This window comes from Streptomyces sp. CRN 30, from assembly GCF_034105845.1.
The window spans coordinates 1-16,308 of record NZ_JAVRHI010000218.1 but is presented as its reverse complement, the minus strand read 5'-3'; the positions used below and the strand labels follow the sequence as shown (position 1 = coordinate 16,308).

General features: G+C 65.5%; 18 protein-coding genes, 1 tRNA gene and 1 pseudogene. 13 read left to right on the top strand and 7 right to left on the bottom strand.

The features are described 5' to 3' along the window. The first annotated feature begins 115 nt into the window (after window positions 1–115). The 5 genes from UW392_RS23375 to UW392_RS23355 are packed head-to-tail and all read left to right on the top strand — an operon-like array spanning window position 116 to window position 5,434. Window positions 116–811 (top strand): hypothetical protein, encoded by a 696-nt coding sequence (locus tag UW392_RS23375; RefSeq protein ID WP_320777048.1) that lies wholly within the window; start codon window positions 116–118, stop codon window positions 809–811. Beyond that, the gene (locus tag UW392_RS23370; RefSeq protein WP_320777047.1) at window positions 798–2,537 is read left to right on the top strand and encodes a GH3 auxin-responsive promoter family protein; all 1,740 of its coding nucleotides are present in this window, start codon (window positions 798–800) and stop codon (window positions 2,535–2,537) included. Before UW392_RS23375 ends, UW392_RS23370 begins: the two co-directional genes overlap by 14 nt. Beyond that, the gene (locus UW392_RS23365) at window positions 2,534–3,409 is read left to right on the top strand and encodes an SAM-dependent methyltransferase (RefSeq protein ID WP_320777046.1); all 876 of its coding nucleotides are present in this window, start codon (window positions 2,534–2,536) and stop codon (window positions 3,407–3,409) included. The genes UW392_RS23370 and UW392_RS23365 overlap by 4 nt, the downstream gene beginning before the upstream one ends. 1 nt (window position 3,410) lies before the next feature. Continuing rightward, the gene (locus tag UW392_RS23360; RefSeq protein WP_320777045.1) at window positions 3,411–4,613 is read left to right on the top strand and encodes a hypothetical protein; all 1,203 of its coding nucleotides are present in this window, start codon (window positions 3,411–3,413) and stop codon (window positions 4,611–4,613) included. After that, window positions 4,610–5,434, top strand: coding sequence for a DUF6182 family protein (locus UW392_RS23355; RefSeq protein ID WP_320777044.1), 825 nt, complete (start codon window positions 4,610–4,612; stop codon window positions 5,432–5,434). The genes UW392_RS23360 and UW392_RS23355 overlap by 4 nt, the downstream gene beginning before the upstream one ends. A gap of 218 nt (window positions 5,435–5,652) precedes the next feature. On the opposite strand, the gene UW392_RS23350 is transcribed toward UW392_RS23355, so the two are convergent. Both UW392_RS23350 and UW392_RS23345 read right to left on the bottom strand, forming a co-directional pair. Next, window positions 5,653–6,057, bottom strand: coding sequence for a hypothetical protein (locus tag UW392_RS23350; RefSeq protein WP_320777043.1), 405 nt, complete (start codon window positions 6,055–6,057; stop codon window positions 5,653–5,655). After that, window positions 6,057–6,392: a hypothetical protein gene (locus UW392_RS23345; protein WP_320777042.1), complete on the bottom strand. Its 336-nt coding sequence runs from the start codon at window positions 6,390–6,392 to the stop codon at window positions 6,057–6,059. The genes UW392_RS23350 and UW392_RS23345 overlap by 1 nt, the downstream gene beginning before the upstream one ends. Before the next feature lie 151 nt (window positions 6,393–6,543). On the opposite strand from UW392_RS23345, the gene UW392_RS23340 reads away from it, so the two are divergent. Then, window positions 6,544–6,783, top strand: coding sequence for a winged helix-turn-helix domain-containing protein (locus UW392_RS23340; protein ID WP_320777041.1), 240 nt, complete (start codon window positions 6,544–6,546; stop codon window positions 6,781–6,783). A 122-nt stretch (window positions 6,784–6,905) separates the two neighbouring features. Here the strand turns inward: UW392_RS23340 and UW392_RS23335 are convergent, their stop codons facing one another. Further along, on the bottom strand, window positions 6,906–7,361 hold the full coding sequence (locus UW392_RS23335; RefSeq protein ID WP_320777040.1) for an ATP-binding protein: 456 nt from the start codon (window positions 7,359–7,361) through the stop codon (window positions 6,906–6,908). A gap of 126 nt (window positions 7,362–7,487) precedes the next feature. Here UW392_RS23335 and UW392_RS23330 point away from each other — a divergent pair, with 126 nt between their 5' ends. The 3 genes from UW392_RS23330 (at window position 7,488) to UW392_RS23320 (ending at window position 11,936) form a co-directional block, all read left to right on the top strand. Next, window positions 7,488–8,348: a helix-turn-helix transcriptional regulator gene (locus UW392_RS23330; protein ID WP_320777039.1), complete on the top strand. Its 861-nt coding sequence runs from the start codon at window positions 7,488–7,490 to the stop codon at window positions 8,346–8,348. After that, a complete protein-coding gene (locus UW392_RS23325; protein ID WP_320777038.1) occupies window positions 8,345–8,539 on the top strand; it encodes a DUF397 domain-containing protein in 195 nt (64 codons plus the stop codon). Before UW392_RS23330 ends, UW392_RS23325 begins: the two co-directional genes overlap by 4 nt. A gap of 781 nt (window positions 8,540–9,320) precedes the next feature. Continuing rightward, window positions 9,321–11,936, top strand: a complete 2,616-nt coding sequence (locus UW392_RS23320; RefSeq protein WP_320777037.1) for an N-6 DNA methylase — start codon at window positions 9,321–9,323, stop codon at window positions 11,934–11,936. Between the two features lie 659 nt (window positions 11,937–12,595). Here UW392_RS23320 and UW392_RS67045 read toward each other — a convergent pair. Together UW392_RS67045 and UW392_RS23315 are read right to left on the bottom strand one after the other, a co-directional pair. Further along, window positions 12,596–12,898 (bottom strand): nucleotidyltransferase domain-containing protein, encoded by a 303-nt coding sequence (locus UW392_RS67045; RefSeq protein ID WP_414496650.1) that lies wholly within the window; start codon window positions 12,896–12,898, stop codon window positions 12,596–12,598. Window positions 12,899–12,917: 19 nt separating this feature from the next. Further along, entirely contained in the window at window positions 12,918–13,400 is a 483-nt protein-coding gene (locus UW392_RS23315; RefSeq protein ID WP_320777036.1) for a hypothetical protein, read from the bottom strand. A gap of 266 nt (window positions 13,401–13,666) precedes the next feature. Here UW392_RS23315 and UW392_RS23310 point away from each other — a divergent pair, with 266 nt between their 5' ends. Beyond that, window positions 13,667–13,810, top strand: a complete 144-nt coding sequence (locus UW392_RS23310) for a hypothetical protein (protein ID WP_320777035.1) — start codon at window positions 13,667–13,669, stop codon at window positions 13,808–13,810. Window positions 13,811–14,020: 210 nt separating this feature from the next. On the opposite strand, the pseudogene UW392_RS67040 reads toward UW392_RS23310, so the two are convergent. Then, a pseudogene (locus tag UW392_RS67040) lies at window positions 14,021–14,272 on the bottom strand (HNH endonuclease); the annotation flags it as partial. Between the two features lie 439 nt (window positions 14,273–14,711). Between UW392_RS67040 and UW392_RS23305 the strand changes: the two are divergent. Together UW392_RS23305 and UW392_RS23300 are read left to right on the top strand one after the other, a co-directional pair. After that, the gene (locus UW392_RS23305) at window positions 14,712–14,990 is read left to right on the top strand and encodes a hypothetical protein (RefSeq protein ID WP_320777034.1); all 279 of its coding nucleotides are present in this window, start codon (window positions 14,712–14,714) and stop codon (window positions 14,988–14,990) included. Continuing rightward, on the top strand, window positions 14,987–15,385 hold the full coding sequence (locus UW392_RS23300; protein WP_320777033.1) for a PIN domain-containing protein: 399 nt from the start codon (window positions 14,987–14,989) through the stop codon (window positions 15,383–15,385). The genes UW392_RS23305 and UW392_RS23300 overlap by 4 nt, the downstream gene beginning before the upstream one ends. 151 nt (window positions 15,386–15,536) lie before the next feature. On the opposite strand, the gene UW392_RS23295 is transcribed toward UW392_RS23300, so the two are convergent. Beyond that, window positions 15,537–15,608, bottom strand: a tRNA-Arg gene (locus UW392_RS23295). Window positions 15,609–15,765: 157 nt separating this feature from the next. On the opposite strand from UW392_RS23295, the gene UW392_RS23290 reads away from it, so the two are divergent. After that, the coding region (locus UW392_RS23290; protein ID WP_414496636.1) for a response regulator at window positions 15,766–16,308 on the top strand (543 nt) is incomplete at its 3' end.

Genomic DNA, 16,308 nt, shown 5'->3' with positions numbered 1-16,308 from the left:
TAGCTGTCCCGGCCCCGGGCGCAGCTCCGTCAGATGTTCGGAAGTGTCCCGGAAATCACGCGCGACCTGCTGAGCGCGGAGTCGGGGAGTACTGTACCGGCGCGGTGATCCGCCGATGAGCGGTGGCACCACAGAATTCAGTGATTTCCCTAGTCTCGGGGCCGGTGCGCCGCGCGCCACGACCCCGTTCGTCGTACTCCTCGGCACCGACTACGCCGGTAAATCCACCGCGCTGACGGAAATCACCGAGCTCGCGCCCTCCTGGCACGTCGTCTCCCTGGACGACGAGTTCCTGGATTCCCGCCACTCCCTGATCGGGAGACTACGCCGCGACCTGGTCAGCGACGTACTGCCGGATCTGCGCCACGGCTATTCGCTCGACTTCATGGTGACCCTCCTGCAGACGGCGACGGTCCATTTACGGGACAGCATCGAGCGCAGCCCGGCCGGCGCACCGGTCCTGGTCGACTCCTACTACTACAAGATCCTCGCCAAGTGCCGACTGGCCGGAGCCGACAGCCACCCCATGTTCGACTGGTGGCGCACCTTTCCCCAACCCCGCCAGGTGCTCTTCCTCGAAGTGTCGCCGGAGACGGCCTGGAAGCGCTGCGGCGAAGGAGCGGCGGCCAACGCCCTGGAGTTCTACGGCCAGGAGCCGGACCGGCCTGCGTTCGAGAAGTTCCAGTCCGACCTGCGCCAGGCCATGTGGGAGGAGGTCCAGCACCTCCCGGTCACCGTCGTCGAGGAGCAGGATCACGTCTCGCGGACCGTACGGATACTAGGAGAGGTGATGGGCCGTGAACTCGGCTGAGGCATGGAACGATCCCGCCCGGCTGCGCAGCTACCGGGAGCGGGTCCTCGGTGAACGCGAGAACCTCCGCGCCGCGCTCGCCGATGTGGACGGCCACCAGCGCCGCGTCCTGGCCGAGCTGCTGGAGCACAACGCCGGCACCGAGTACGGCCGTGCCCACTCCTTCGGCGCGATCCGGACCCTGGACGACTTCCGCAAAGCGGTGCCGATCAACGACTACGCGGCGCTGGCACCCTGGATCGAGCGGACGGCCGCGGGCGAGGGCAACCTGCTGAGCGCGGACGACCCGGCGGTGTACTTCACCAGCAGCGGCACCACCGGCGCCCACAAGAAGATCCCGGTCACCCCGAGCTTCATGCGCCGCACCTTCTTCCCGTTCTACCTGGCGGCCTGGGCCCCGCTGATCGAGCACTACCCCGACGTACTGGACCGGGCCGACGCGGTGCTGAACCTGAAGCACGATCCGCGTCCCGCGCCCCCGACCACCGCCTCGGGCCGGCCCCACGTCGGCGCCAGCCAGGTCGACCTCGGCACCCGGTTCGGCGAGCCGCTCTCCGCCGAACCCGGCACGTTCGCGCCGTGGGGCACGCTCCGGGTGCCCGTCGACGAGGACGACCACCTGGAGAAGACGTACCTGCGGCTGCGCCTCGCGGCGCAGAGCGACGTCCGCTGCGTCATCGGGATCAACCCGGCGATGGTGGCCGCCCTGCCGTACCAGCTGAACCTCTGGTGGCCCCGGCTGGTCAAGGAGATCCGCGACGGCACGCTCGGCGGGGTGCCGTACGCCAGCCCCGACCCGGAACGGGCGGCCACGCTGGAGCGGCTGGCCGACCACTTCGGCACGGTGCGCCCGGCCCACGTCTGGCCCCGCATGCGGGCCCTGTTCCTCTGGACGACGGGCATGGCCTCGCTCTACCTGCCGCGGCTCCGCGAGGAGTTCGGCCCCGGCGTGGCCACCCTGCCGGCGCCCGTCACCGCGTCCGAGGGCCCGGTCGGTGTCGCCCTCGACCGGCACACCTCCGCCGGCTCCCTGGTGGTGACCGCCTCGGCCTACGAGTTCCTGGACGCCGACGCCGACATCGCACCCGACTCCCCGACCCTGACCCTGCACGAACTGGAGCCGGGCCGCGACTACCACGTGGTCTTCAGCCACATCGGCGGCCTGTACCGGTACGCGGTGGGCGACGTCGTCCGGGTCGTCGACCGGGTCGACGGCGTACCACGGGTGGAGTACGCGGGCCGCAGCACCCGGTCGGACGCCGCCGGCGAGCGACTGCGCGACGCCCAGGTCATCCGCGCGCTCGCCACGGCCGCCCGGGCCACCGGCCTCGACGTCCGCAACGCCGCCTGCCGGGTGACGGACCGCACCGGGGCAACCGTGGCGCACTACGAGGTCGCCGTCGCGGCGCACGGCACGTGGAGCGAGCGGGAGACCGAACGATTCGCCGCCGAACTGGACACGGCCATCGGCCGGGAGGCCGCGACCTACCGCACGGCACGCTCGGCCGGCCGCCTCGACCCCGTCACCGTACGGCGCCTGGACGGCGCGGCCTTCCTGCGCGACTGGCACACCACCGTCGCCACCGGCATCCGGCCGACCCAGGTCAAGGACCGGCTGTTCCGCCAGGACGACACACTCTGGGCACGACTGACCGGCACCGGCCCGGCCGAGGCCGGGGTCGGGGTCGGGGTAGGGATCGCGGCTGGCGGGGAGGGCAGGCCATGACCGGGCACCTGGTCGCCGTGGAGCGGACCGCCCTCCTGACGGCAGCGTTACGCGCGGCGGAGACCGCGCGGGAGGACCGGCTCTACGAGGACCCCTACGCGGCCCGGCTGGCCGGCGAGGAAGGTATGCAGCTGCTCATGCAGATCCGCGAGGCATCCCACCCCAAGAGCGCGGACGCCGACACAGGCACGGACCGCGATCTGCCGAGCACCCCCGACTACAACGCCATCCGCACCCGGTTCCTCGACGACTTCCTCCGAAGGGCCGCCCAGGACCCGGCGATGCGCCAGATCGTCCTGGCCCCCGCCGGCCTGGACTCGCGCGCCCACCGCCTCGACTGGCCTTCCCACATCCGCTACTTCGAGGTCGACCGGCCCGCGGTCCTGGCCCACAAGGAGGAGCGGCTGAAGGACGTGGAGCCCCGCGTCGACCTCCGTACGATCGCCGTCGACCTCACCGCGCCCGACTGGGAGCAGGAGCTGATCGCGGCCGGCTACGACCCGGAACAGCCGTCCACCTGGCTGCTGGAGGGACTGCTCTACTACCTCACCGGCGACGACACGCACCGCATCCTCGACCGGGTGGCGGCCCTCATGGATCCGGGCAGCCGGATCGCCGCGGACCTCGTCAACGAGGCCGCGCTGACCTCGCCGGACATGCGCGGTCTGCTCGACGTGTTCGCCGGCTGGGACTGCCCGTGGCTGTTCGGCACGGACGAGCCGGAAGCCCTCTTCGCCGCCCACGGCTTCACCGTGGAGGCCACCCAGCCCGGCGAACCGGCGGCCGACCACGGACGCTGGCCCGACCCGGTGCCGGACCGTTCCGTGACCGGCGTACGCCGGGTGTTCTTCGTCCACGGACGGCGGAGCTGAGATGCCGGGAGCGACGACAGCCGGCGGGAACACCACCGGCCCGGCCACCACTCTCCCGCACCCACCGCAGGCCGGAGCCGTACTCCCCGACCCCCCGCGGCGCCGGGTACTGCTCGCCCCGATCACCGTGACCCCGTCCAAGCCCCTGACCCCGAGCCACCTCAAGGGGCTGCTCTGGACCGACGTGATGTACCGGGCAACGGCACAAGTGGCCGACGTGACCTACCGCTACAGCCCCACCACCTACCACCTCACGGAACAGGTACTCGGCTTCTGGGAACACCTCGACCGCACCCACGGCGACACCGACTACTCCGGCCTCACGGAGGAGGACATCGGCGAGCTGTACGTGGGCTACCGGGCCGAGGACCGGCGGGCCCGCCTCGCCGCCCTGCGCCCGTACGCGGAGGCGGTCGAGGTGCACGGCTGGGTCCACCCGGCGAGCGCCCGCGTCCTGGAACTGTGGGAGGCGCACTACGCCCGCCTCGGCATGCACGACCCCGGCCTGCTCGCCCACCAGCCGCCCGAACTGGGCCTGGAGGAGACGATCGACCGTCTCCGCGCCGTCGGCATGTGCCTCGACCAGCGTGCGTACGGCAGCTCCGTCTTCCTGGACGCCACCCGGTACGGGCTGCCGCTGCGCAGGATCGTCGACGCCGAGGGCCGCCCCAACTACCTCGCCTGTGCCCTGCGGGAACTCCTGCTGCTGGCACCGCGCTTCGACGAGACGGTCCTCCTGTACGACCGTGAGCTGGAACCCGACTACCTGCTGCTGGAGCGCACGCTGACCGAGTTCGGGGCGACCGTGCGCCGGGTCACCCTCGGCCGGGTGCCCATCGACGGACAGATCCGCTCGGCACGCCACGGGGGCTGGCACGACCACACCACCGGCGCCCTGCTGGAGCGGGCCGCGGCCGAGTACGACGACCCGGTGGTCCGCCTCGGTATGCGGCTGTACTTCATCGCCGGCCTGGGCCAGGGCCAGCAGCAGTCCTTCCGGCACGAGGCCCTCCACCAGTGCCTGACCCGCGCCGCCAAGCTGCTGACGAGCGAGAAGCCCACCGACCCGGCCCCCCTGCCGGAGGTCCTCTCCCGGCACCGCCGCGACCACCTCCACGTCAACCCGTACCGCCTGACGTCCAGCCTGCTGGCCCGCCACCGCCCGGCCCCGCCCCCCGAACTCCTGACGGCGGTCTACCTATGACCACGACCACCCCGAACCCCACTCAACCGCACCCCACCGAACCGCACACCCCTCAACCGCTCTCCACCGAGACGACCCAGCGACTGCTCCGCACGGAAGTGGCCCGACGCATCGCGACCTCCCGCCCCGACCTGGCGGAACGCCACGACCTGCTGACCACCGACGGTCTACTGGCCGCCCGACAGGAGATCACCCACGCCGCACAGGACGCCAAGGTGCTGGCCGTCTGCGTACTACGCGACTTCGACCTGCCGACCTGGACACGCGCCACCTGCGACTTCGCCGCCCGCATCGACCCGGCCACGGCCACCGCCTGGCGCCGCGACTTCACCCGCACCGTCTTCCTCGCCGGCAACCCCGACAACCTGAAGAACCGTTTCACCTTCAGCCACCTGGCCGCCGACGGATCAGCCGCCTGGCTGTCCCCGGCACCCCCCGACCAGACCGCCGCCCTACGCCGCCTCCTCAAACCCTTCGACGGCTCGGCCCCCGTACCGACCCGCCCCTCCACGACGCTGAGGGTCCCGCCCGACCAGGCCCCACGAGACCGCCCCCCGACCCGCCGCGACCTGCACGTGGCCACCGCCGGCGTAACCATCGCCGACTGCCTGATCCACCTCAACCACCTACTGGCCGAAGCCGTACTGGACGGCCTCATCGGCCCCGGCGACGAACTACGCCTCCGCCAAGCCCCATGGCTGCCGACCCCCGCCACCCTCCCCTTCGCCGCCGTACGGGCCGACGGCACCCCGGGGCACCCGGACCGGCTCCGCGCCTATGCCGCGCTGACGGAGGGGGCGGGCGATGCCCGAGGAACCTGACCCACCTTCATCTCATCCAGCCATCCAGCCATCCAGCCGTCTCGCTGGACGGTCACGGGAGGCCGGGTATCACCGAGTCGGCCTGATCCGGCTCATTTGCGGCGCATGCCGAGCGATCGCCTCGCGCAAGGCCTTCGCACTCCGCTCGGGCATGGCGGGTACGGCCGTTGTCGACTCGGCGGCGTGAGGGATCACGCCCGATGAGCTCCTTCGACGCGTCATGATGACGACCATGGTCCGCTCCCTGGGTCGCCGGTGAGCCGTTCGGAACGGGAGTCGCCGCTGCCGGCACCCCCCTCCCTCTCCTCGTCCGCGTTCGGCGCGGGCAGCCGCATGCCGCGGGACTCGGCCACCCGTAGTGCGTCCGCCAGGCATTCGGCGAGCCGGAGACCGGCATAGCGGACCTCGGTGTACGGCGAGGTCGGGTCGTCCAGCGTGGTGCGGGCGAGCCCCAGGAGGTCGGCGGCGGTGGCGAGCTGGACGGCTTCCATGTCGTCGGCGAGGCGGGAGAGATAGCCGCCGCTCTCGTCCGCGGACAGGTAGCAGGGTTTGCCGTCCGGAGTGGGCCACGGCAATAGGCGCAGGGTGGTCGGCGGCGTGCGGTGGTGGGCCGATGGGTTCATCAGACGGCCACCCCCTGGGCGCCGACCAGGTGCTGGTCGAGGTCAATACCGAAGTCGGCAGCGAGGACGAGGGCGATACGGCGACGTTCCTGGAGAGCTGCTTCCTGCTCGTGCGCGAGGAAGTACGGACGAACGATGCGGTTCTCGGCGCCGTCGAGGAGAGCGGGAAGGCCATAGGGGGAGCGGGGGCGAGGAAGAGCCGCCTGCGCCCATGGCGGCGGCGTGAGGTGCCCACCGTTGGAAGGCGGACAGGAGGCGGTACGACGGTGCCTCCCCGTGCCGGGTGCAAGGAAGAGGGCCAGTCGGCGGGCGGCACGGCGGATAAGGTTACGCATGTCGGTCTGCTTCTTTCAGATCGGCCACGCCCCCGGACGGCTCCACCCGTCGCGGGGGTCTTTCGGACAGATACCACGGTAGACCATGGCAGCACACGGTATGCCATGTACCGCCAATCCGGACACTGGTGCACCAGGCGAAGCTGGAGACATGGCCCAGTACGAATGGCAGCGCATCGCGAACGACATCGAGAAAGAGATCGAGTCGGGGCGCATCCCGCCCGGCGGAGCACTGCCCGGCATCACGCGGCTCGCCGAGGCACACGGCGTCGCTGACCGAACCATCCGGCGCGCACTGCGGGACCTGCGCGAGCGAGGACTTATCGAGACCCTGCCTCACAAGGGTTCGTTCGTGGTTGACGTGCTGCCACCTCGGCCGGTTGAGGACTGACCCTTCCGTTCTCCCGCTACGGCTCCTTCGGCCGCTGAAGCCCTCGGTGACGGGGACGCGGCCGAACCCTCCGTCCTGCCCGCCTTCTGCGGTACGCCTCCCGTGGGGAGGCAGGCGAGCGATCACCCGCCAGGACACGACAGATCGATCATTGCCCACACGGCCTTCCCGGACGGCGGCCATGGCGCACTGCCCCACTGGACGGCCAGCGCTCCGACGACAGACAGCCCACGACCGGACTCGGCCGTGAGGTCGGATGCAATACGGCTACAGGGCCGCCGCTCGCCCCGCGCGTCCGCAACCTCGATACGCAGCGTGTCCACAGGCTCCACTGCAACCGCGAGCCGGAACGCGCGCCCACGCACCCGCCCGTGGGTCACCGCGTTGGCGGCCAGCTCGGCCACGACCAGGGCGGCGGCCTCACTACCCGGGGAATCCGGTGGCCAGCCCCACTCGGCGAGGTGCCGCACCACCAGTTGCCGGGCAAGACGCGCACCGTGAGCCGTGGCACCGATGAGCTGGGTGAACTGCAGAACAGGCACGGCATCGACCCGAGCGTCGGCATTTCCTTGCTTCATGTCACTGAGCGTGGTCGGCTCGCCCTACCCTGACTAGGCACCTGTCCGGTACGGAGGGTGCGTGTACCGGTACGGACGGTGTCCTGTACCGGGCGTCGGCCGTAACCTCGACCGGGGGGACAGAAGGTGTCGGACACATCGCAGCCAGCGGACACGAACGAAGAGGGCGAGCCGAGCAGCGACCTCAACCGAGTCGTCGGCAAGCAGGTCAAGCTCCTCCGCGAGCGCGCCGGCCTCACCCAACGGGAGTTGGGAGACCAACTCGGCTACAGCGAAGACCTCGTCTCCTCGCTCGAACGGGGAAGACGGACACCACAACGCGACTTCCTGGAGACCGCCGACGACCTGCTGAAAGCCGGCGGCCTCCTGAAGGCCACGGCCGAGGACGTGGAGAGGGCCAAGGCGAAGTCGAGGGTCCGGCATCCGGCTTGGTTCCGGGACTATGCGCGGCTGGAACGGGAAGCCGTCGAGATCAGCTTCTACAACAATCACGACGTGCCGGGCCTGCTGCAGACCGAACGGCGAGCCAGGGCGCTGTACGAGATGCGCACGCCGCTACTGGGCGAGGACACCATCGACCAGCGTGTGGCATCCCGACTGGATCGACAGGACATCCTTACGCGGTGGCCTCCGCCCATGGTGACCGCTGTAGTCGAGGAAGTGGTCCTGCAGCGACCGATCGGTGGGCGGGAAGTTCACAAGGAACAGCTGGAGCGACTGATCACGCTGGCTCGGCTGCGCAACGTAGAGCTCCAGGTAATGCCGACGGATCGCATGGAACATGCCGGTATGGGCGGCGCGTTCGTCCTCCTGACCCCGAAGGGCAAGTCACAGGTGGCCTACACAGAGGCGCAGAACAGCAGCCGTCTGGTCACGGACTCCGAGGAAGTACGTATCCTGGCCGCACGATACGGCAGCATCAGAGCCCAGGCGCTCACCCCCAGGGAGTCCCTGGCCCTGATGGAGGACTCGCTGGGGGAACGATGAGCACTGCGGGACCAGAGCAACGCACGTGGTTCAAAAGCAGTTACAGCGGCAACGAAGGCGGCGAATGCCTGGAGGTTGCAGCAACACCTGTAACCGTCCACGTCCGCGACTCCAAGGAACCTACCCGTGCGTGCCTCGGCATCGGTCTCACGGAGTGGGCCGCGTTCGTCCGATACGCCGCCCAAAGTTGACGCCAAGGCGGGAGCCAGTCTGGCTGACTCCCGCTCCATGATGTCGGCGCGTGCCTCGGCCAAGGCAGGCAATTCTGCGCAGGCAGGCTTCGCGTACCTCAGGTAGGTACTTCCCCTGGATGCGCGCACACGACTCCGGAGGCCGCCTGGTTCTTAGGGCAAGCCGCTGGTCAGCGTGCTACGGGCGCTCGACCGATTGAGGTCCGTCCACAGATAGTCCATGGTGCCCACAACCTCCGTTCCGCGATCGCACCGCGTCCGCGGCTTGGCGGTTGGTGAAGTCTCGGCGAGACTGTAAGACGCTGACCAGCACCAACTGTGACGTGGGCAACGAGGGACAGCCGCTGACCGGATACCAGTCGGCACACTGCTCGTTCCCGAACAGCTCGCCCAGCCGGTCTCGCACCAGCATCGCGGGAGCACTCCTTGGGCGGCTCCCCTATGCCGTCTACCTAGTCTTGGCCGGGATGCTCATGCTCTTCCGCGGATGCAGCGACACGGCTCTCACCTTTTGATTCGACAGTCAACCACCGTGTCACCGAAGCGGACGTGCCACCTCGAAGCCCTCAAGATCGCCAGACGAGTCACGATGTTGCTGGCCCGCCCTTGCGCGAGCGAGGGCGGAGCCGGCACGTCCTCCCGAGCCCTGAGTTGGCGTTCCACCTGTCGGCTACGGGGCAGTTCGCTGCTGTCCTGTGTGACGGGAGGGACGCGGGGTGACAGGGCGTCAACTCGCAACGTACGCTCCTAGTTCGAGGTTGATCATGTGGGAGGGTGCCAAGTGTCGAGTGTGCGAACAGAGACAGAGACCGTTATCAAGCGGATCCTCCCCTACCTCGAACGACGCGGTTACTCAGTCACAAGCGACATCGACTTCGAGACTCCTGTAAAGCTGGAGGAGCGTCAGAAGCGGGGATTCGTCGACCTCTTTGTGACATGTGGATCGAGGAAGCCCAAGTTCCTGATTGAAGCAAAGAAGCTGGCTAAGCCGCTCTCGGACAGGGATCGTGAGCAGGTCCTGGAGTACGGCAGGGCGGCGCAGGTTCCGTTCGTCGTTGTGACTAACGGTCGAGCAATCCAATGCTTGAACGTTAAGAATGGGTCCCTTATCCGCTGGGATGGGCAAAGCGTGGATAAAATTCCAAGCAAAGCTCAGCTTGCACTTGTGATGAGAACCTTGAATGCGGATCCTACGGCCACAGAGGTTCCGTTGGAGCGGCGTGGTGATGATACAACGTTGCCCTTCCGGCCGGGTCTTTCCCTGAAGCAGCTCAATGCCCTTTTCTCGCGCTGCCATAACAAGATCAGGAACATAGAGAAGGATGAGGAGAACGCCTTCGCTGACTTCTCAAAGCTCCTGTTCTTGAAGCTGATTGAGGAAAAATCTGAGGATCCGTACGAGAATTTCCCCCTGCCTTACAGCTACAGGTTCCACAGGTTGGCTGCTATGCAGGAGTCTGACAGCGACCAGGTGCGCAATGCTATTGAAAGCATGCTAACCAGTATTAGGAAGGATAAGAGTTACGGTGATGTGATGGCGGAGCCAATCCGCCTCAAAAATCCGCGCACGTTCCATGAAATCGTGAAGGAGTTGTCCTCCGTATCATTTACTGATAGTGGCCTCGATAGCAAGGGGGCCGCATTTGAGTACTTTGTGCGCGCCACGCTGAAGGGGAAGCGCCTAGGGCAGTACTTTACGCCGAGGCCGCTCGTCGAGATCATGAGCGAAATCGCCGTAGGTTCAAAGGTTGTCAACGCTTTACTCGCTTCCGAGGAAGTTAAGCTTCTCGACCCTGCTTGTGGCACTGGCGGTTTCCTGGTTTACCTCCTGAAGGACTCCACGGAACGACTCAGGCAGAGACTCGATGACGGCCAGATCCTCGACAGTACTTACAAGAGGATCGTCGAGAAGATTCGTAAAGAGGTCTTCCATGGTGGCGATGCCAATGAAGGCGTTGCGTCCGCCGCTAAAATGAACATGATCATTGCGGGAGACGGCCACACCAACATCACTGCTGGCGATAGCCTGTCATCGGCTTCCACTATTTGGTCCTTTGTCGATCCTAAGTATGACCTGATACTGACTAATCCTCCGTTCGGCACCTCGGAAGCTTCCACGCTCACACCATCGGATCGCGGGGCCTACCCGGTGGGCACCACCACACGCGGCCAATATCTGTTCCTTCAGAGGATGACACTGGCTACGAAGCCTGGTGGAATCATCGCCACTGTCATCGATGAAGGGCTTCTCAACACCGAGACAGGATCCGAACTGCGCCGCTGGATTCTGCAGAAGAATCGAATAATCAGCGTACTGCGGCTCCCGGACGAGACCTTTAAACCCAACAAGATCACGGTTCGTTCAAGCGTCTTGTTTATGCAGCGGCGTGAGACGGACGATGTGGATCTGCAAGACGACTACTCGATCACCTTCTGTGATCTCGATAGTCTTGGGTACACGGGTGCTGGCGATAAGCTTCGCGGATTTGATCTACCTCGCCTCAAAGCTGAACTGGCGGCGAGGATTGGGATGCGAAATTCTGACAAGATCGACCGTGGATATCACTGGAAAGCCTACGATGTCTCGTCTTCGTTGATTGCGGCAAGTCCGTCTTACCGTCTCGACCTGAAGCATTGGGACCCGCTGGCTAGAGGGCATGCGCAGGAGTTGAAGGCTGCGGGGGCGCTAACGCTCGGTGAGTTGAATCGCATAGAGACGAGGAGAGGCAAAAGCCCTTCTCCGGAGAGCTATGTGGATGATTTCGACGGGTATGCGGTCGTTATCAAAGCTGGCTCGTGTATTACAAAGTACGGAACGCTCTCTCTGTCCGGCGCCGATTACGTCGAAAAGGACACGTACGATGAGATGCCCGGTCGGGCGAAGGTGCAGGCTGGTGACGTACTGCTAGCTTCCACGGGTGAAGGTACTTTGGGCAAGGCTACGGTCTACGACCTATCTGCCCCCGCTATCGCTGACGGTCACGTAACTGTTCTGCGTGTCGATCATGAGGTTATCGACCCCTACTATCTGGCCGACTATCTGAGGTGCGGATTTGGGGCAGTGCAGATAAGGCAGCTGTTCACCGGTGCGACTAACATGATTGAATTGACACCGGATCATGTCACTTCGATTGTTGTCGACATGAAGTCCACAGTGAGTGAACAGAAGGAATACTCTGACCGTCTGCGAAGTGCTGAGAATGCTTATCTGGCATCTCTAACGTCGGCTACTGAGAGGCTCGACCTAGCGCGGTCGACCTTCACCGGGAGTATGACCTTCGAAGAGGTTAAGGCCGCTCTTCCGTATGTTGCTCAGCAACGAACGGCGCTCAGCCAGAACGTCGATGCTGTGGACGTGGTTACGCATTGGCAGGAAGCTCTGCCCGACGCGCCATAGTCGACTGGATGAAGGCACGCCATCGGCGCAGCGGCTTTGCCCGGTGGCCTGCCCGGTCTGGGGTCGAGCATAACCAGGGGGCCGTACGCGGGTTGGCGATTTGGGCAGGCTTTGGGCCTGACCGCAATTAGCACGAGTGGCTTCCTGGTCTTGCTCGACGCGGGACCCGGACTGGGAAGGTGGGTGTAGCCGTGGAGCCCCCGGCCACGACGTACCCCTTCCCTAACGGTGGGCGACTGTCTGCTGTGCGTGCGGCGCGGGCGCCGGCCGAGCTGGAGCGGGGCGGAGACAAGAGCGCAGGCCCGGGGGCCGGGCCGCTCGCGGTGAACGGAGCGAGCCGCCTTGAGTTCGGCTGGGGGCCGGGATCCCACTAGTGCAGACTCATGACTTCATCTCGACTGGTCTGCCGGCTTCCTCGTGCTCCCTTATCTCAATCGACGACACCACTAGAATTCGCCTGAGCCGCGAATCACCCTGCGCGAAATCTGAGCTCGCGTGAGCTTGAGCCTCAGCCGACGAACGTCAGCCACGATGGTGGGTGCGTCGATCGATCAGGCGCGCGTATGCCTCGCTAAACCCCCGCCGGCCTCAGCCACGCTGCCTCGGTGTACCGCGTTGACCACAGTAATCTACGACGGTCGGTCCGCGGCGGCGAACGGTCATGGATGTTGGTTGCCGGTTCTCTGCAGCTCGGGCCAGATCTTCTCAGCTCTGACGCCACAGATGAAGTCTGTTTCGCTTTCCTCGTCCGTGCTGAGGGCCAATACATCAAGCGGTGGGAATGTTGCAAGTGCCCGCAGTTGGCTACAAAATCGGTGCGCCGAAGGTAGCTCGCTGCAATCATACAGAACTAGGATGTCAATATCGTTAGGTTGATGACCGCCGGGATGTATTGCGGACCCGAAAACGTAGACTTGAGTGTTCGATGAAAGCCTCGAGCAGCATGCAAGGACTTGCTGAATGACTCCCTCAAGGTTCTCCCTAAAGATTTTTCAAACCTCCCATAAGGGAGCTGAGATTGAGGATGTGAACCCCGGCATTATCCGCGTGCTCCAATGCTGCAGACGTGGCCCTCCCGAGGGAGTTTGCGTTCAGCACGACGTCAACGTCTGGATGTCGTTCCAGAGCTTCAACTAGGGCCTCTTCGCCGAACTCGTATCCGTACTCGATCGAGATTACGACGTCCGGCATGCGTCCCGATCTGACCAGCCTCATCGAGGACTCGCAGATCATCTCAACTCGTTGGATATTCGAATGTTGCCGCAGGATTCTTCTGGTGGATTCCACATTCTTAGACAAGAATCCTTGGGGATTATCTTCGGCCATTGACCAAAATACTTCACTCATCGTCTGCACGTCAGACCCCAACTCGTTTGCGCGCTCTCTGGCAGGCCAGAGATAGTGAGAGGCCTTCGGGACTAGGCAGATGATTGTGGCAGTTTCATTGCGGAGTATCTCTTCCACGGTGTCTTCAGTCAGAGTGCCAACGTGTACGGGTGCAATGGTTAGCGAGCTGCCATCGGTGCGCTGTACGTTCACTCGGTTAGCGGACGCCTTACTCGCCGACGTTACTCCGTGGTGCTCAGCGAGCTTAGGTGCGAACCAGTCAGTAAGATAACGAATGGACATCACTGCTCGCCGTCCCTGAAAAGCGCTTCAACTTGTTTGGGGAATCTAGGGGCAGGGCCAAGTAGAGGCTCTCCCCTGTGCTTACTCTCTAGGGCGTTGGTGTGCTGCCGAAGCAGTTCGATTACTTCCATCTCGTCGGCGGTGGCCAAATCTTCGTTTACTTCAACAAGGGCGACGAGAAGGCGGTTATTCGGCACTATCTCGTTGAGGACCGCATTCGACCAGGCTGCGGCTCGATCCCGTGATGCGATGGCCCCAGTCTCAGGATCCGGCCCCTTCTCGCGGAAGAGAGCCCTGTTCCGCAGCAGTATGCGCTGTGCCGCTTTCCGAACGTCGGATCGAGTAGAGAACGAGGCAGTGCCGCCGATAGCGTATACAGCCTGTTGCCGTGCCTTTTTGGCTCTGATCAGACCTTCAGGCGGGTAACTTCCTGGCGCTTTATCTACTTTCGTGTGGCAATTTGGGCATAGGAGAACTATGTTGGCTGGATCGCTGCGCGATTCTTGCGCAACTTCAGTGTTGGCGCGGGGCCCCTTATCGCTATGAGCCACAATGTGGGCTCGCTCTGCGATCGAAATCGATTTCTTACGCTTCGGATCCGAGGGGAAAAGGGTGGTATTGCAGAGAAGGCAAGTTCCAGCTGACTCGGCGAATAGAGCTCGATCGACATCCTGGGCGAAGCTCGGACGACCTTGGGTGCAAACCACTGGCGACCTCCCCCGTGGAGATTAGGTGTAGATAGGGATCATGACAGAGTTCGCGGCGTCCTGACCACTGCGTCCCGTCGCCGCTCCGACTGGGTTGGTAGAACGGCTTCGGGCTGACGCTGCTGTAAGACAAGCGATCAATGCCCCGTAGCCCTCGGTGTGTCGGGCAATGCGCTGGCGAAGCGAGGGTGCTCTGTGGTGGCTGCACGAGCGGTGAAGTCGACCGCCTGGGCCACGGGATACTCCTTGCTCGAAAGCAGGTGGCTGTCTGCTGTGCGCGCGGCACGGGCGTCGGCCGGGCTGGAGCGGGGCGGAGACATGAGCGCAGGCCCGGCCGGGGGCCGGGCCGCGCGCGGCGAGCGTGAGCGAGCCGCCTTGAACCAGTAGGGAAAGTTTGAATCACTCGTGCTATGGCATTCGAAGTGCCATACTGTGGGGCATGACTGATGATGCCGACTTCCTGCCCGGTGGCGGTCCCACCAGCGGGATCTCTGTCACGCTCACAGCCGGCACCCTGCAGGCGATCCGCGAGCGGGTCGGTAGGCGGGGGGTGTCCGCCTATCTGGAGAAGGCGGCTCAGCGGCAGATCGAGCGTGACAACCTCGACGAGTTGATCGAGAGTTTTGAGCAGGTCCACGGGCCGGCTGACGCGGCGGCCGTGGAGGCCAAGCGGGCTCGGCTCACCGGCGGGGCCTCCGGAGCAGGGGCTGCTGCGTGAGTGGCGCCCTGGTCCTGGACAGTGAGGGGCTGGCGAAGGCCGTGCGGCGGGACCGGGAGGTGCACGAGTGGCTGGTGGCTGCCCGTGACGCGGATATGCCGGTCGTCACTTCGGCCGCGGTCCTCGTCGAGGTGATCCATCCGAAGATCAATGACGCGGCATTGAAGTGGACCCTGTCGCGCCTGCGCGTTGAGCCGGTTACTCAGGCTGTTGCGCAGACCGCTGCGGCCTTGTTGCGCGGGGCGGAGTTGCACGGGCACAAGTACGCCATCGACGCCATGCTTTGCGCGACCGCCCTGCATCAGCAGGGGCGGGTGACTGTTCTGACGTCGGACGTGGAAGACATCAGCTTGCTGACGGCGGAGCACCCACGAGTCATCGCCGAGAAGGTCTGAGTGCGGATCGCCATCGGTGCCGGGCCAGTCCGCGCATAGTCCACAGCGCCCGGCATGCGCTCGCTCCAAGCGGCACACGTCCGCACATACGCGAAGACCCCGGCCTCAGCGTTTCCGCTGGTGACGGGGTCTTTGGGCACTTCTTGCGAAGTGCCCCCGGCAGGATTCGAACCTGCGCACACGGCTCCGGAGGCCGTTGCTCTATCCCCTGAGCTACGGGGGCGTTGTCGTCGCGGTGTGTGCGGCGACGGGTAGAACCCTACCAGCTCTCGGAGGGAGGTCATGAACGGGTTTCCGGCAGGGAGAGGTGGAGGGGCAGGGGCAAGGGAGGGGGACGGCCGGCGGGCTGACCTGGGGGGCGGGGCACGGACGGGGGAGAAGTGGGGAAAAGCCGGACGGGACGGTGGGCGCCGACCTACTCTCGAGTTGTGCCAGGCGCGTCCGGCCGGGTCCTTGTCGTGGACGACAACAAGGTCATCCGGCAGCTGATCAGGGTCAATCTTGAGCTGGAGGGGCTCGAGGTCGTGACCGCCGCCGACGGTGTCGAGTGTCTGGATGTGGTCCACCAGTTCCGACCCGATGTCATCACCCTCGATGTAGTCATGCCCCGGCTCGACGGGCTGCGTACGGCTGCCCGGCTGCGCAGTGATCCACGGACCAGGCAACTGCCCCTCGCCATCGTCAGCGCGTGCAGTGAGTACGAGGTCGAGGCCGGGCTCGATGTGGGGGTGGATGCCTTCCTTGCCAAGCCCTTCGATCCCGCCGACCTCATCCAGCTCGTGGGGGAGTTGGTGCAGCGGCGGCGGGCGGGTGTGGCCGTGGGTGGCGATGCGCCCGGTGGTGGCCGTGGTGGTGGGGACAGTGCCTCCGCAGTACCCCCTGTTTCCCTTGGTGCCGAAGGGGGCGGCGGTACCGAGCCCGCC

What these genes read in the sequence shown, in the direction of transcription:
- UW392_RS23375 (WP_320777048.1), top strand. Translation starts at nt 116, where the DNA reads ATGAGCGGTGGCACCACAGAATTCAGTGATTTCCCTAGTCTCGGGGCC.
- UW392_RS23365 (WP_320777046.1), top strand. Translation starts at nt 2,534, where the DNA reads ATGACCGGGCACCTGGTCGCCGTGGAGCGGACCGCCCTCCTGACGGCA.
- UW392_RS23360 (WP_320777045.1), top strand. Translation starts at nt 3,411, where the DNA reads ATGCCGGGAGCGACGACAGCCGGCGGGAACACCACCGGCCCGGCCACC.
- UW392_RS23355 (WP_320777044.1), top strand. Translation starts at nt 4,610, where the DNA reads ATGACCACGACCACCCCGAACCCCACTCAACCGCACCCCACCGAACCG.
- UW392_RS23350 (WP_320777043.1), bottom strand. Translation starts at nt 6,057, where the DNA reads ATGAACCCATCGGCCCACCACCGCACGCCGCCGACCACCCTGCGCCTA.
- UW392_RS23345 (WP_320777042.1), bottom strand. Translation starts at nt 6,392, where the DNA reads ATGCGTAACCTTATCCGCCGTGCCGCCCGCCGACTGGCCCTCTTCCTT.
- UW392_RS23340 (WP_320777041.1), top strand. Translation starts at nt 6,544, where the DNA reads ATGGCCCAGTACGAATGGCAGCGCATCGCGAACGACATCGAGAAAGAG.
- UW392_RS23335 (WP_320777040.1), bottom strand. Translation starts at nt 7,361, where the DNA reads ATGAAGCAAGGAAATGCCGACGCTCGGGTCGATGCCGTGCCTGTTCTG.
- UW392_RS23325 (WP_320777038.1), top strand. Translation starts at nt 8,345, where the DNA reads ATGAGCACTGCGGGACCAGAGCAACGCACGTGGTTCAAAAGCAGTTAC.
- UW392_RS23305 (WP_320777034.1), top strand. Translation starts at nt 14,712, where the DNA reads ATGACTGATGATGCCGACTTCCTGCCCGGTGGCGGTCCCACCAGCGGG.